This is a genomic window from Rheinheimera pacifica (genome assembly GCF_900108485.1).
In the GTDB taxonomy this organism is placed as follows: domain Bacteria; phylum Pseudomonadota; class Gammaproteobacteria; order Enterobacterales; family Alteromonadaceae; genus Alishewanella; species Alishewanella pacifica.
In genome coordinates this window covers 71,435-83,836 of sequence record NZ_FNXF01000012.1, presented here as the reverse complement: position 1 = coordinate 83,836, position 12,402 = coordinate 71,435, and the positions used below count along the sequence as shown (strand labels likewise).

17 protein-coding genes and 1 tRNA gene are annotated in these 12,402 nt (G+C 47.6%); 11 read left to right on the top strand and 7 right to left on the bottom strand.

The features are described 5' to 3' along the window. Positions 1-143: 143 nt before the first annotated feature. Positions 144-1,202, top strand: coding sequence for a quinolinate synthase NadA (gene nadA, locus BLW68_RS14740; protein WP_092795006.1), 1,059 nt, complete (start codon positions 144-146; stop codon positions 1,200-1,202). Between the two features lie 115 nt (positions 1,203-1,317). Next, a tRNA-Ser gene (locus BLW68_RS14735) sits at positions 1,318-1,407 on the top strand. A 419-nt stretch (positions 1,408-1,826) separates the two neighbouring features. Here BLW68_RS14735 and BLW68_RS14730 read toward each other — a convergent pair. Beyond that, positions 1,827-2,522 carry a 2OG-Fe(II) oxygenase gene (locus BLW68_RS14730; RefSeq protein WP_092795004.1) on the bottom strand — a complete coding sequence of 232 codons (696 nt, stop codon included), beginning with the start codon at positions 2,520-2,522 and terminating at the stop codon, positions 1,827-1,829. A 172-nt stretch (positions 2,523-2,694) separates the two neighbouring features. On the opposite strand from BLW68_RS14730, the gene bdpA reads away from it, so the two are divergent. Both bdpA and BLW68_RS14720 read left to right on the top strand, forming a co-directional pair. Further along, on the top strand, positions 2,695-4,188 hold the full coding sequence (gene bdpA, locus BLW68_RS14725; RefSeq protein ID WP_092795002.1) for a BAR domain-like protein A BdpA: 1,494 nt from the start codon (positions 2,695-2,697) through the stop codon (positions 4,186-4,188). A gap of 90 nt (positions 4,189-4,278) precedes the next feature. Then, a complete protein-coding gene (locus BLW68_RS14720) occupies positions 4,279-4,470 on the top strand; it encodes a hypothetical protein (protein WP_092795000.1) in 192 nt (63 codons plus the stop codon). A gap of 10 nt (positions 4,471-4,480) precedes the next feature. Here the strand turns inward: BLW68_RS14720 and yjjX are convergent, their stop codons facing one another. Next, positions 4,481-4,999 carry an inosine/xanthosine triphosphatase gene (yjjX, locus tag BLW68_RS14715; RefSeq protein ID WP_092794998.1) on the bottom strand — a complete coding sequence of 173 codons (519 nt, stop codon included), beginning with the start codon at positions 4,997-4,999 and terminating at the stop codon, positions 4,481-4,483. A gap of 139 nt (positions 5,000-5,138) precedes the next feature. Here yjjX and BLW68_RS14710 point away from each other — a divergent pair, with 139 nt between their 5' ends. Further along, positions 5,139-5,846: a DUF445 domain-containing protein gene (locus BLW68_RS14710; RefSeq protein ID WP_092794996.1), complete on the top strand. Its 708-nt coding sequence runs from the start codon at positions 5,139-5,141 to the stop codon at positions 5,844-5,846. A 75-nt stretch (positions 5,847-5,921) separates the two neighbouring features. On the opposite strand, the gene BLW68_RS14705 is transcribed toward BLW68_RS14710, so the two are convergent. Beyond that, the gene (locus tag BLW68_RS14705; RefSeq protein ID WP_245728351.1) at positions 5,922-7,124 is read right to left on the bottom strand and encodes a dipeptidase; all 1,203 of its coding nucleotides are present in this window, start codon (positions 7,122-7,124) and stop codon (positions 5,922-5,924) included. A gap of 250 nt (positions 7,125-7,374) precedes the next feature. On the opposite strand from BLW68_RS14705, the gene BLW68_RS14700 reads away from it, so the two are divergent. Together BLW68_RS14700 and BLW68_RS14695 are read left to right on the top strand one after the other, a co-directional pair. After that, on the top strand, positions 7,375-7,572 hold the full coding sequence (locus BLW68_RS14700; protein WP_092794992.1) for a CsbD family protein: 198 nt from the start codon (positions 7,375-7,377) through the stop codon (positions 7,570-7,572). Positions 7,573-7,667: 95 nt separating this feature from the next. Then, positions 7,668-8,051 carry a cytochrome b562 gene (locus BLW68_RS14695; protein ID WP_092794989.1) on the top strand — a complete coding sequence of 128 codons (384 nt, stop codon included), beginning with the start codon at positions 7,668-7,670 and terminating at the stop codon, positions 8,049-8,051. A gap of 74 nt (positions 8,052-8,125) precedes the next feature. Here the strand turns inward: BLW68_RS14695 and BLW68_RS14690 are convergent, their stop codons facing one another. Both BLW68_RS14690 and BLW68_RS14685 read right to left on the bottom strand, forming a co-directional pair. Further along, positions 8,126-8,827: a YebC/PmpR family DNA-binding transcriptional regulator gene (locus tag BLW68_RS14690; RefSeq protein WP_092794987.1), complete on the bottom strand. Its 702-nt coding sequence runs from the start codon at positions 8,825-8,827 to the stop codon at positions 8,126-8,128. Positions 8,828-8,962: 135 nt separating this feature from the next. After that, positions 8,963-9,547 carry an acyl carrier protein phosphodiesterase gene (locus BLW68_RS14685; RefSeq protein WP_092794984.1) on the bottom strand — a complete coding sequence of 195 codons (585 nt, stop codon included), beginning with the start codon at positions 9,545-9,547 and terminating at the stop codon, positions 8,963-8,965. Positions 9,548-9,701: 154 nt separating this feature from the next. Here BLW68_RS14685 and BLW68_RS14680 point away from each other — a divergent pair, with 154 nt between their 5' ends. The 3 genes from BLW68_RS14680 to BLW68_RS14670 are packed head-to-tail and all read left to right on the top strand — an operon-like array spanning position 9,702 to position 10,855. Further along, positions 9,702-10,031 (top strand): hypothetical protein, encoded by a 330-nt coding sequence (locus tag BLW68_RS14680; protein WP_092794981.1) that lies wholly within the window; start codon positions 9,702-9,704, stop codon positions 10,029-10,031. Between the two features lie 15 nt (positions 10,032-10,046). Next, positions 10,047-10,568 carry a hypothetical protein gene (locus tag BLW68_RS14675; RefSeq protein ID WP_092794979.1) on the top strand — a complete coding sequence of 174 codons (522 nt, stop codon included), beginning with the start codon at positions 10,047-10,049 and terminating at the stop codon, positions 10,566-10,568. Next, positions 10,565-10,855: a hypothetical protein gene (locus tag BLW68_RS14670; RefSeq protein ID WP_092794976.1), complete on the top strand. Its 291-nt coding sequence runs from the start codon at positions 10,565-10,567 to the stop codon at positions 10,853-10,855. Before BLW68_RS14675 ends, BLW68_RS14670 begins: the two co-directional genes overlap by 4 nt. Here BLW68_RS14670 and BLW68_RS14665 read toward each other — a convergent pair. Beyond that, on the bottom strand, positions 10,852-11,190 hold the full coding sequence (locus BLW68_RS14665; RefSeq protein WP_092794974.1) for an MGMT family protein: 339 nt from the start codon (positions 11,188-11,190) through the stop codon (positions 10,852-10,854). The two genes, BLW68_RS14670 and BLW68_RS14665, sit on opposite strands and share 4 nt — an antisense overlap. Before the next feature lie 41 nt (positions 11,191-11,231). Next, positions 11,232-11,645: a YccF domain-containing protein gene (locus BLW68_RS14660; RefSeq protein WP_092794972.1), complete on the bottom strand. Its 414-nt coding sequence runs from the start codon at positions 11,643-11,645 to the stop codon at positions 11,232-11,234. 160 nt (positions 11,646-11,805) lie between these two features. Here BLW68_RS14660 and BLW68_RS14655 point away from each other — a divergent pair, with 160 nt between their 5' ends. Beyond that, positions 11,806-12,393: an HAD family hydrolase gene (locus tag BLW68_RS14655; RefSeq protein ID WP_092794970.1), complete on the top strand. Its 588-nt coding sequence runs from the start codon at positions 11,806-11,808 to the stop codon at positions 12,391-12,393. Positions 12,394-12,402: the final 9 nt, after the last annotated feature.

The window sequence follows — 12,402 nt, the reverse complement described above, 5'->3', positions numbered from 1 at the left end:
CATTAGCTCAGCTGGTAGAGCAGCGGACTTTTAATCCGTTGGTCGATGGTTCGAATCCATCATGACCCACCATGCCGCCATACTGTATTTTCTCAATTCGCAGCGCTATAATAGCCGCCTTTTAAAGCCAGCAGGTAAGCCCTATGGAACAGACGTTGTATTTCACAGAGCAAGACTTTGCCTTTCCGAAAAAGCCACTGCCACTGAGCGGTGACGAAAAGCAAGCCTACAAAGATCGTATCAAAACCCTGTTACAGCAAAAAGACGCCGTGCTGGTAGCGCATTATTATACGGATCCGGAAATACAGGCACTGGCCGAAGAAACCGGTGGCTGCGTATCAGATTCGTTAGAAATGGCCCGTTTTGGTAATGAACATCCGGCGAAAACACTGATCGTGGCCGGGGTAAAGTTTATGGGCGAAACAGCCAAAATTCTTACGCCGAATAAAACCGTATTGATGCCAACGCTGGATGCCACCTGTTCACTGGACTTAGGCTGCCCGGCAGAGCCGTTCTCGGCATTTTGTGATGCTCACCCTGATCGCGTAGTAGTGGTGTATGCCAATACCTCTGCAGCGGTAAAAGCCCGTGCCGACTGGGTAGTAACCTCATCGATTGCATTGGACGTGGTGGATTATTTGGATAGCCAGGGTAAGAAAATTCTCTGGGGCCCGGATAAACACCTGGGCGCCTGGGTACAAAAACAAACCGGTGCCGATATGATGCTGTGGAACGCCGCCTGTATCGTACACGATGAATTTAAAGCTAATGCCTTGGTTGAGCTGAAAAAACAGTACCCCAATGCAGCTGTGCTGGTGCATCCTGAATCACCCGACAGCGTAGTACAACTTGCTGACGCGGTAGGTTCTACCAGCCAGCTAATTAAAGCCAGCCAAACGTTGCCTAACGACACCTTTATTGTCGCCACCGATAAGGGTATCTTTTATAAGATGCAGCAGCAGATGCCCGGCAAGACCTTTATTGAAGCGCCAACCGGCGGTAACGGTGCCACGTGCAGAAGCTGTGCCCATTGCCCCTGGATGGCAATGAACGGCTTAAAAGCGATTGAGGCGGCTCTGACAGACACTACCGGTCATGAGATCTTTGTTGATGCCGCCCAGCGGGAAAAAGCCTTAGTGCCACTTAACCGCATGCTGAACTTTGCAAAAGAGCTGAAAACACAGGTAAAAGGCAACGCTTAATCTGCTTTTAGCCTGATGTGTATAAAAAGCAGGCATAAACAAAGTACTACTGCATATAACAGTTGCAGCGCGCAGTGAATTTCCCTAGTATAGCCGCGCTTGCAACGCAAGTTCCGGAGAGATGGCTGAGTGGCTGAAGGCGCACGCCTGGAAAGTGTGTTTAGGTTAACCCCTAACGAGGGTTCGAATCCCTCTCTCTCCGCCAGATTAAAACAAAAACCCCGAGCCTTTGGCTCGGGGTTTTTGTTTTAACGCGGTGAGCGAGGTCTTGGTTTGAACCCTGAGTTCGACCAATTCTCCGGGAGAGAATTGGAACGCACTTTAGTGCGGCCCCGAAGGGGTGGAGGGCAGGAAGCCCGGAATAATCCCTCTCTCGGCCAAAAGCGTGGGCCTTTGTCATTTATGCGTCGAGACAGAGGATTTGATGAGAACCCTTCGGTTCGACAAATTCGCCGGGAGCGAATTTGGACGCACTTTAGTGCGGCCCGCAGGGCCAGCGCCATAGATGGTGCTGGCACAAAACGTCAGGATAGCCGTTTTGCATGGCTTTGCCACCCGAAGGGCGAATGCCATGGATGGCATGAGTGAATCCTTCGGAGCTGCCAAAAGCATGGGCCTTTGTCATCACTCAGACCAATACCAACTGGTTACGTTATAACGATACTGCTGTGTATTTTCCGTTGTCAGCGCTTTTACCCAGTGCTCAGAGCCCTTTGATGCAGGATTGAACAATACGCAGCGGTTGTACAATGGCGCTATAGTGATGGGTTTATCATCTGTACCCATGAAAACCAGTTCACCACCGTTGTTATGGTGCCAGTCTTTATTTAAATACAACAGCATACACACCTCTCTGCCGGGGGAGTCATCAGCATGTTGATTAACAAAGTCGGTTGCAGCTAAGCGAAAATAATTGGTGTTAATAGCGGGATTAGCCACATTGATATCGGTTAGTGCTACTTTAAAGATACGCGATAACAAAGACATAAACTCATCGCCACGCAGAAATGCCAAAAACTGCGCGGCAAGGTTGTCTGCAGCGCCTGCAGTATTAAGTGCAGGGCGCTGCCACAGATCCCGGTGCACAAAACGCTGTTTCTTTCCGGTTTTTTGCCATTTAGCGTTATCAACATATAACGCTGAGTAGGTGTGTTTCTGTGTTTGCCAGTAACTATCTTGCTGTAAAACACGGGCAACTTCATCGAGTTTGTGGCTATCAAATAAATTATCGATAACGACATGCTGGGGAGTGGAGTGCAATACTGTCTTCCGATAGGTGCGTATCGCAGCATCGAGCACTTGCTCTTCATTCAGCCACATTTAAACAACTCACTTGTAGGGGCAGATAGTATATTAAAAGTTTGATGATACCGTATTTTGCACAGTGTTAACTAACTCAGTATTGCAGCAGGGCTGTATTCGGTTAAAATAGCCGCACTTCCAAAAGCTGCTATCCGGCAGTTTTATACTTACTTCCAGTTTCGGAGTTTTCATGCGTAATTTGATTGCGTTGTTGCTTGCTGTCTGGCTGCCTGGTGTTTCGGCGCAGGCGGCTGTGGTTTTCAGTGATGGCTTTGAAAACAGCGATGCTGAGCGCTGGCGCCAACTGGGTGATTGCCGGGCCTTGCTTGGTGTACCGCGCTCCGGAGAGTTGTCATTGCGCTGTAAGCCGGGCAACAGTGTGCTATTTAGCAAAGACGCTATTAGTGAGATGGGTGTGCTGGAGTTATGGGTGCGGCCTGAGACAGCTGTCACCGCATACCGTATTCATGTACTGGTGTCGGATATGCCATCACTAAATGCGTTGTGGCAGCCGGTTGCATTGATAGAACATAGCGGTGGGGATGTGAGCTATAAAGCACACCGGCTATCTATTGATGAGCCGGCTAAGCGTTACCTGCGGTTGGATATTGAAGCAGTAAATGGCGTGGTAGATATAGACGATGTACTGGTAGAGCGCATTTTACTGGCGACAGCGTTGCAGAAGAATGAGCAGCGTATTGTCAGTGGTATTCTGGACAAATTGCGCCAGGATCAGAATATTGCGTTGCAGGCGGAGTCTTTTCGTACGCTAGGGGTTAATTACGCTGCGCAGCTGGATTTACAGCGCCAATATCTGGAATACGCCAATGCCCTGCATTCCGGTATTGCTCTGGCGCTGGCAAGCTCAGAGCGCAATAAAATGTCTAACCCGATGGCTTATGCCAGTTTTCGCAGCATTATTAATGATGCCAAACGTGTTACAACGCCACTGCAGCAAGCCCGGCTGAATTCTATGTTAAAACCATTTGGCGACCTGGCCACAGCTACATTGAACGTAGTAAGCGCAGGGGCTTACTCTGCTTTTGCTGAGCCGTTTAAATCTTTTCTGGCATCCAGTTTTGATAAATCGAATTACAGCGATGCGGGTTTAAGCCGCGCTGATCGTAAATTTGCTGAACAAAACGGGCTGAAAATTTATCAGGACGCAGAGCGTTTTCTGGCTGAACTGGAAAAAGAGTTGCTACAAGTAGCTGCGCTGGATACCGAACTGCTGAGTATTCAAAAAAGTATTGACGGATTCCGGCGTAACTTAGACAAACAACTGCGTGACACCTTGCAACATGCCAGTATGGCGCGCTCTCAGGAGACGCTCAGCAGGGCACTTAGTAAAGATGAACTGGTGCGGCAGAAACTGATGGAAGAAGTGGCAGGCAATATTACACTGAAAGCAAAGAGTTATCTGGATGAGGGCAATAATACCGAGCTAATCCGTTTTGTGCTGAAAACCGCTGAACAGCTCGATCATACCCAAAGCTATAAAGATCAGTTTAATCAGATTACTTCAGCCATGTTAACGCATTATGACCGGTTCGAGCGCTCAGTCAGCAGCAGTCAAAACCCGTTTACCGATGCCGCCGATAAACAGATCTGGGAAAATCATGCCCAAAAGGCGCGCAGTTATCTGCAGCAATCGAAAGAGTCATTCAACCGGGCATATCTGTAGCAGATAAAAATGATTGTTCAGCCTGTGCTCAGGCTAAGGCTTATAAAGTTAGTGGGTACTCTCTTTTTATACCCACTACAGGAGTCTGCTATGAGTGCAGTTAAACAAAGTCATGAGCAAGAACCGCGTTTTTACTTTCACCAGCAAAAAACCGTGGATTTAACTCAGCAAGAACGTCAGGCACTGAGCTTAGTGTGGACTGACAGCAGTGATACTACAGAAGTTAAAACCAGCCGCCGTGATGCCGACACCGCTCACTGTGCAGTATTAGGTTATAACTGAGTTTTTACGGTTAAGTAGTAAACAGCTGCGGCTGAATAAACGGGATCATTGCCAGGATAATCGCTTGTTGATACACACCTGATCGCGTCAGCAGATGGTTGGTTAACATGGCAATGGCTCCACCTTGTTGTTTAATATTATGTTGCGCAAACATAAGGTCAATGACATCACCCAGCTCTTCACCCTGTTGCAATGCCATGAGTGCGGCAGGTGGAATGGGTAAACTGGCCGAACGGGTTTTACTGATGCGTCCCTGGTGAGCAATAAGAATCCAGGCGAAGCTACAGTCGCCGTCTAAACCTGCTTCAATGGCAACATAATAGTCTGCTCCCGGCGAGGCAGCTGCAACTGCCTGCAGCCGGTTGAGCGCCCCTTGTAAGGTTTCTTCACTGGTCATCGGCTGTGCTGGCACGCCAGAGTCGGTGCTTTGCCCGCTGCATTGCAGTGTTTTGCCGTTAAATACCTGTGCTAATGCATCCTGTACCGCGCGGATTTTTGCCGGATTTGCCGAGGCAACGACTATTTTCATCTGTACTCACTTACTGTCATTTATACCCGCCCAGCATAACCTGAATTCGCCGATAGCTAAAGCGGGCGCTTGCTCCGTTGCGCGTAGCTGATTAGAATCGGCGCCACATAAGCTTATGTATTAACAGCGGGAGGCAGGCATGAATAAAAATGTTGTTACTAATGGGGTAGCCGCAGCAATAACACTGGCAGGCTGGTATTTACAGCAACCAATTTTACTTAGTGTAGGCTTATTTGCGTTATCTGGTGCTCTGACGAACTGGCTGGCGGTGCATATGCTGTTTGAGAAAGTGCCACTGTTATATGGCTCTGGTGTAATTCCGGCCCGGTTTGAGCAGTTTAAAGCAGGGATTTACCAACTGGTGATGACACAGTTTTTCAGCAGCAGCAATATCGAGCGCTTTTTAGCAGACAAACAACAAAGCCATAGCAGAGCATTTGATTTTGAACCGGTTATAGCTCAAACCGATCTGTCGCCTGCCTTTGACTCATTAGTAAAAGTAGTAGAGCAATCCTCATTTGGCGGTATGCTGGGTCTGTTTGGCGGCAGCGCAGCCATATTGCCGTTAAAAGAGCCGTTTATCGGTAAGCTGAAAAGTGCACTGGTAGAGGTGTCGCAAACAGATGAATTTAATCAGCTGGTGCTGGCACAACTGGATCAGCCTGAACAATTAGAAAGTATGCGTGCTCAGGTAGACACTATAGTACAGCAGCGTTTAAACGAGTTGACCCCTGGCCTGGTAAAAGACATTATTCAGCAGATGATCCGCCAGCATTTAGGCTGGCTGGTGGTATGGGGGGGCGTATTTGGTGGTGCCATCGGTCTGCTGGCCGCTTTTGTTCAGTAAGCTGCCTGTAAAAACCACTGCCATAAGTTTGGAGGTTGGTAATCAAGCGCGGCTTGTGCCGCGCTTGACCGGTGTTTATCCGGCTTTTTGTTGTGTGGCGTACTGTTCTACTGTGCGCCAGACGCGCAGGAAATTACCTGACAGAATTTTTTCGATATCGGCTGCGCTGTAACCGCGTTGCAGCAAGCCGTCGATTAAGTTCGGATAGCTGGCAACATCCTTCAGACCTATCGGTAGCGAATCACCTACGCCATCGTAGTCTGAACCGATACCCACGTAATCAATACCTACCAGTTTTACTACATGGTCAATATGGTCCAGTACCGTATCTAAGGTCGCAAACGGATAGGGGTGTTGTTTGCGAAACTCCAGTTCAAAAGCAGCATCGTCGGCCACACCAGCCTGTTTGGCTGCAGCTTTACGCAGGGCACCGTATTGGTTTGCCATCATAGTAACAAAAGACGAGCCAAAGTTAATTTGTACTACGCCGCCGTTTTTCGCCAGCGCTTTGATCATGTCATCATCCATGTTGCGTTCAAACCCGGGGGTATAACTGCGCAGCGACGAGTGCGAGGCAATAACCGGCACCTTACTGATTGCTACTGTCTGGTAGAAGGCATCATCTGATACATGCGAAATATCGATCATCATGCCGATATTGTTCATCGCCACCACCAGCTCTTTACCAAACGGGCTTAAGCCATTCCACCGGCGGCGTAAATCATAACTGGAATCGGCAATATGGTTACTTTCAGAATGCGACAGCGTAATGTAGCGGATGCCGCGCTGATAAAAATGTTGCAGGTTTTCCAGCTCGCCATTTATCGGCGTGCCATTTTCCATGCCCAGTGCCAGTGATACTTTGCCACTGCCAAACTGTTCAAGCACATCTTTTGTGCTGTATGCCATGGCGAACTTATCCGGTGCGCGGCCCACCAGCGCTTCCATGCTGTCAATCAGCTGGTTTGCCAACTGATAACCGCCGCCACTACGCTCGTAAGAGGCGGGGATATAAATAGACATAAAAGGCGCATTTAAACCGCCGGCTTGCGCTCGTGGATAGTCAAATTCACCGCGTTGAGTGGCCACAGTAACGTCTTCCCAGTCTTTATGCAGCCGGTAAGGCACATCAATATGGGTGTCGATAATAATGTATTGCTGTGCCAGTTGCTGCGCAGTACTGGTTTGTGCGGCCGCGCTGTTATTGCCTGTTGCAGCACAGCCACTTAACAGTGCAGCGCCACAAAATAAGGCTAAAGGCATGAGAGTTTGTTTCATTATTGTTATCTCTTATTGTGATCCGGGTTCCCGTGGCTATCTCAACAGGTTTACCCGGTAACGACAAGTGCTGTCAGACCAGTAGGATAATTTTCACGCCTGCTGCATGCAACAGCTACACTTAGCCCGACAGGCGGTAGCGCGACAAATATATTGTTGCGAGGCAGATTGCTTGTCAGGTGGCCGGGCTGTAACGCTGAGCAAACGGCACCGGCTTTAGCGTGTTACTTAGAGAAAAAGGAGTAATCGCATGGGCTACAAATACTATGAAGGCAACTGGGGCGAAATGCGCGCCAGAGCAAAATTACAATGGGATAAGGTTAGCTATGATGAGTTGGAGCAAACCAAAGGTAACTTTGATGAGCTGGCCGATATTATTCAGGAGCGTTATGGTCTGGACAGGGATGATGCCATGGCGCAGGTAGAAGACTTCTTTAGTCGCTACTGAGCCTGTTACCATTTAAGCCGGGCGGTACTATGATATGCCTGCCCGGCGCTTTTGCGCTACAATGGCCGCTGTGTTGTATTTTTTGAGGTGTTGTTATGCGCGTCCTTTATTTCAGCCTGTGCTGCTTGCTTTACTCTGTATCGGCGACAGCGTCGGTTGATCTTGAAAAAACCATGAAAAATATGGCCTTTCAGTATAAACAGGCCTATGACGCGCAAAGCGCTGACCAAATGTTGCCGCTGCTGGATGAGTTGATCATTTTGACTCAGCAATCTGCCGCTGCTGACTTTGCAGCGGATAAAGCAGAGCAATTTAAACACGGCTTGCAACAGGTATTGGCAGAGCTTCAGTTAGCCCGGCAAGCGGCTATGCAGGAGGATGTTGCACAGGCAAAAGTGCATTTGCAGAACGTTGATGCACTGCGCAAGGAATATCACCAGCAACGCAAAGTCAGTATCTGGCGTTTATTGTTTGGTTAAACCCCGGCGCAGAAACAACACAGCCACCCCGCAGGATGGCTGTGTCAGCTTAAGTAAATAACTTAAAACATGCTTTAGCCGGCTAAGCCAACGTAGACGTTTTGTACGTCATCATCGGCATCAATGGCATCTAAAAAGGCTTCTACTTCAGCGCGCTGTGTATCATCCAGTGATACCGGGTTATTAGCACGGTATACCAGTTTAGCGGTCAGTACGTTAAAGCCAAATTCCGGCAGAGCTTTGGCCACCAGATCTAAATCGGTAGCTTCAGTTAAAAACACCACTTCATTATCGTCACCGGCTTCGAAATCCTGTGCGCCAGCTTCTATGGCTGCCAGTTCAGCATCGGCATCTGCAGTGATAGGCTCAGCTTCAATTTGGCCTAAGTGTTTAAAATCCCAGGATATTGCACCGGAAGTGGCCAGTTGGCCTTTGCGGAATAACTGCCGGATACTCATAGCACTGCGGTTTTTATTGTCAGTTAAACATTCAACAATAACCGGCACCTGATGTGGCGCAAAGCCTTCATAAACTACGGTTTCATAATTTGCCGGGCCATCAAGCAAACCAGCGCCTTTTTTGATAGCTCGTTCCAGCGTATCTTTTGGCATGGACGCTTTTTTTGCCGCTTCAATGGCAGAGCGTAGTTTGGCGTTCATATCCGGATCGGCGCCGTTACGTGCGGCAACGGCAATCTCTTTTGCCAGCTTGGTAAAAATGCGGCCTTTGGCGTTGGCAGCATCCATTTTATGTTTGGCTTTCCATTGTGCGCCCATTATTGCGCTCCTGTATTTTTAGCTATCAAAACGAACAGGGCGCTAGTCTAGCTAATAGCAGGCTTTTAACGCAACTAATGGTGGGATAAATCTGCTGCAGTAACATTAAGGCCGCTAGTGCTAAAACGTTATTGCTCAGGCTTCCAGCGCCAATAGCTTTATATGCTGCTGCAGTTGTGGGTAAAACCTTAAAAAGCTCTGTTCCATAGCGGTATATTGCGGCTGAATTTCGTCAATTATGCCGGCAAACTGATGGGCAAACCTTATCCGGCTGGCAATCCGGTCTAACGCCAGGCCTAATTGCGGCAGTTGCTGGTAGCTACTGAACCAGTCATGTGTACGTACACTGCGCATTGTGTGTGCCATAGCTACAGGCATTAACGGTTCTGCCGCAGCTAAATCTGTGTAAAGCTGTTGCTTGTAATCAGCGAACGTGGGGTTGTAAAACTGCTGCCAGTGCCTGATAAGAAAATGATCAAATAATACGTCCAGTGCAATACCGGCAAACCGGCGCCGGATGGGGGAGAACAGGGTTTTTAGCTGTCTGACTTCCGGGTGTTGATCTGTAAAGCTGTCTGTAGCCCGGTGATTACGTAAACCTGCCAGAATATCGGGGTGCAAAGTATCCAGCGCCATACCTTTACAGAAATCACCGAGCAGATTGCCGGTAAGAGAATAAAGATTGGGTTTTGCTAATACAGCATGGGCAAGATAGTTCACTTTTATCCTTATATAAGCCGCACAGTTACTCAAGGTTACATCTTTGGCGTAAATATCACTTTTTTGTCAAATAAATGGCTGTAAATTTGCTGGAGTTATTTTGCTATGGATCTTAGTATGGGGTTGAGATACAACTCAATACAAGAGGTAGAGCATGTCAGTAAATAATATCAGCAATAATAACACCGCCCAGTTGCAGTTATATACTCAGGAAAAAGCAGCCACAGCTGCGCTAAAACAGCAAAATACTCAGGCTGCGGCGTCTCCTGTCGTAAAAACAACCGATTCAGTACAAATTAGTGAGCAAGCAAAAGCATTGCTGGCGAGAGAAACACTCGGGAATGGAGCAGGTATTGAACCACCTAAGACAACATCAGCCGTGCCAGGCAACGGGGCAGGGATTGAGCCTCCCAAAACTACGGTAATTGACAGCAACTTTTCCACTCTGGGCAATGGCGCTGGAATTGAACCTCCAAAACTTTAGCAGCAAGGGGCTTGCATGAGTTGGTCTTACATTGACGGTCTATTGTTTTCTCTGGATAAAGTAGTTTTTGTCGCTTACTTCTTTGTTCTAGTTTTAGCAATGGCAGTTGAGCGGAAAGTTTCATCTTTTGTTATTACTTTAATTGTACTTACTGTTGCTAACGGCGCAATGACATCTCTGTCTCCAATGTTATATCAGTACGCAAGCCAGCCGGATTTAAGTGCAAAGTTTGCTTGGTATGCAAGCTTTGCTTTGATTGATATGTTAGCTGTTTTTTTGTTATTTAAATTTCACAAGCTACTTGCGCAAAATGTTGGTTTTATAGCTAAATTAGTCGGCATGTTGTTTGTTACATTCGCGACTCTGCAAACGGGCCGTTTTGTTGACCGATTCGTGTTTAACACCGAGTTTCTTCAGTATGTTTATCAGTACGCAATTCCTTTACTTAATATTGCGTTAGTACCTGTTATTATTGCTGCTTGGATGTCAGAACTTAAATTACAGCGGCGAAATACAAGTCATGAGGCGGTTTTATGACGGTATTTTATGCTTTTATAATAATTGGTATTAACTTGTTGGCTTTATTAGCATATCGCAAACTTGGCTTGCTGCGCTCAATCAGTCAGATTCAGGCTGAGGTTGAGCTGGAAATGCATAGCAGGGCTCATAAACTGCTGGTGCAGCGTGATCAACTTGAAGTTGGTTTAGTTAAAGAGGCAGTAGATGAAGCTGATGAAAAATGGAAAGGCGATTTAGCTGAATATATGGAAGAGTTTGAACAGGAAGCCCTGCTGCGCTCGAAGAAACGGCTAAACCGGGTTTAGTACTGTAGATTAAATAGTAATTCTGCCAGTTCTGGCTGCCAAATATCTTTCTTGTTTACCCGGTTTTGTTTTATCAGCACACCTTCTGCTAGCAAATGCTGGCGCTGCTCTTCAGCGGTTGCGGAGCCTTGTGGAAAAGCCAGGCTGCGATCACTGCGCAGTACTCTGTACCAGGGTACTGCGAGTTCGGCAGGGGCATACCCCAATGCTTTACCTACTAATCTGGCGCGGCCGGGTAGGCCTGCCAAATCGGCTATCTGGCCATAGCTGGCTACTTTTCCGGCTGGAATTTGCTTTACCGTTTGCCAGATGCGCTGATAGTGGTGTTTTGCCATAAGTAATGCCTAATGTTGCTATAGGTATCCGTGTTTTAGCATCAGATGGCGTGGCGTGCTACAACCGTTTTGCCGATAGGTGCCAGCGATAGCATTGCCAGTTTTAAATGCTGTATGCCAAAAGGTATGCCGATAATACTGATAAAGCATACCAGCGCGTGGCCAAGGTGGCCAATAGCCAGCCAGATACCAAAAAACAAAAACCAGATAATATTGCCCAGTGTACCCATAGTTCCGGTGCCTATATCGTCATAGCGGTTAATATAGCGGCGGTTTACTGCATCCTGACCAAAAGGCCAAAACGCCATTTCGCCAATAACAAAGCAGCTGCGGCCGAAGGGAATACCCATAATACTGATAAAACACAACAGGCCTGCCAGCCACCATAATAACCCCATGACAAAACCGCCCAGCACAAACCACAGTATATTAAACAGTAACCTCAGAATACTCATTTTTTCTTCCTTATGATGTAGTGATATGATTGTTCAGGCAGAAAGTATGCCAAATATAATTCATTTAAAAACAATGGTATAAATTTAGGTGGAAGCAGCCAAAAGATGGATTTCACTAATTTTTGACCAAAATGACTAATACAGGATAAGGAGCTTCGGCTTGCAGCTACAGCATATAAAAGCAGTGGTGTTTGATCTTGACGGCACACTCGTCGACTCGGCATTAGATTTCCCCGCTATGTGTGACGATATCGGCTGGCCGCATGGCACACCTTTGCTGGAAACTCTGGCTCAGGTGGCGGATCCGGTTGAGCGCAGCAGAATTGAGCAGATTATCTGCCAGCATGAATTACACGGTGCCAGACAAGCCTGCTGGATGCCGGGCGCTGAAGAGTGCTTACAGACATTGATAAAAGCTGGTATAACGCTGGCGCTGCTGACACGGAATATGCGTGCAGCAACTCAGTTGACGTTACAACGGTTGCAAATCCCTATTGAGCGCGTGCTGACACGGGAAGACTGTGCGGCAAAACCTGATCCGGCCGGGTTGCTGCATTTTGCTGCACAGTTGCAGCTACCTGTAGAGCAGATGATTTATGTCGGTGATTATATTTTCGATATTCAAACCGCCGCCAATGCCGGCATGGCGTCTTGCTTATATCTGAATCAGTACAACCAGCATTTTGCTGCCCAGGCAGACTGGAGTTTCAATCATTTTAATCAGTTAAGTGCAGCACTGCTGCGCTAGCTCAACGTT

Coding starts and splice junctions, on each gene's coding strand:
- nadA (WP_092795006.1), top strand. CDS start 144: ATGGAACAGACGTTGTATTTCACAGAGCAAGACTTTGCCTTTCCGAAA.
- BLW68_RS14730 (WP_092795004.1), bottom strand. CDS start 2,522: ATGTGGCTGAATGAAGAGCAAGTGCTCGATGCTGCGATACGCACCTAT.
- bdpA (WP_092795002.1), top strand. CDS start 2,695: ATGCGTAATTTGATTGCGTTGTTGCTTGCTGTCTGGCTGCCTGGTGTT.
- BLW68_RS14720 (WP_092795000.1), top strand. CDS start 4,279: ATGAGTGCAGTTAAACAAAGTCATGAGCAAGAACCGCGTTTTTACTTT.
- yjjX (WP_092794998.1), bottom strand. CDS start 4,999: ATGAAAATAGTCGTTGCCTCGGCAAATCCGGCAAAAATCCGCGCGGTA.
- BLW68_RS14710 (WP_092794996.1), top strand. CDS start 5,139: ATGAATAAAAATGTTGTTACTAATGGGGTAGCCGCAGCAATAACACTG.
- BLW68_RS14705 (WP_245728351.1), bottom strand. CDS start 7,124: ATGAAACAAACTCTCATGCCTTTAGCCTTATTTTGTGGCGCTGCACTG.
- BLW68_RS14700 (WP_092794992.1), top strand. CDS start 7,375: ATGGGCTACAAATACTATGAAGGCAACTGGGGCGAAATGCGCGCCAGA.
- BLW68_RS14695 (WP_092794989.1), top strand. CDS start 7,668: ATGCGCGTCCTTTATTTCAGCCTGTGCTGCTTGCTTTACTCTGTATCG.
- BLW68_RS14690 (WP_092794987.1), bottom strand. CDS start 8,827: ATGGGCGCACAATGGAAAGCCAAACATAAAATGGATGCTGCCAACGCC.
- BLW68_RS14680 (WP_092794981.1), top strand. CDS start 9,702: ATGTCAGTAAATAATATCAGCAATAATAACACCGCCCAGTTGCAGTTA.
- BLW68_RS14675 (WP_092794979.1), top strand. CDS start 10,047: ATGAGTTGGTCTTACATTGACGGTCTATTGTTTTCTCTGGATAAAGTA.
- BLW68_RS14670 (WP_092794976.1), top strand. CDS start 10,565: ATGACGGTATTTTATGCTTTTATAATAATTGGTATTAACTTGTTGGCT.
- BLW68_RS14665 (WP_092794974.1), bottom strand. CDS start 11,190: ATGGCAAAACACCACTATCAGCGCATCTGGCAAACGGTAAAGCAAATT.
- BLW68_RS14660 (WP_092794972.1), bottom strand. CDS start 11,645: ATGAGTATTCTGAGGTTACTGTTTAATATACTGTGGTTTGTGCTGGGC.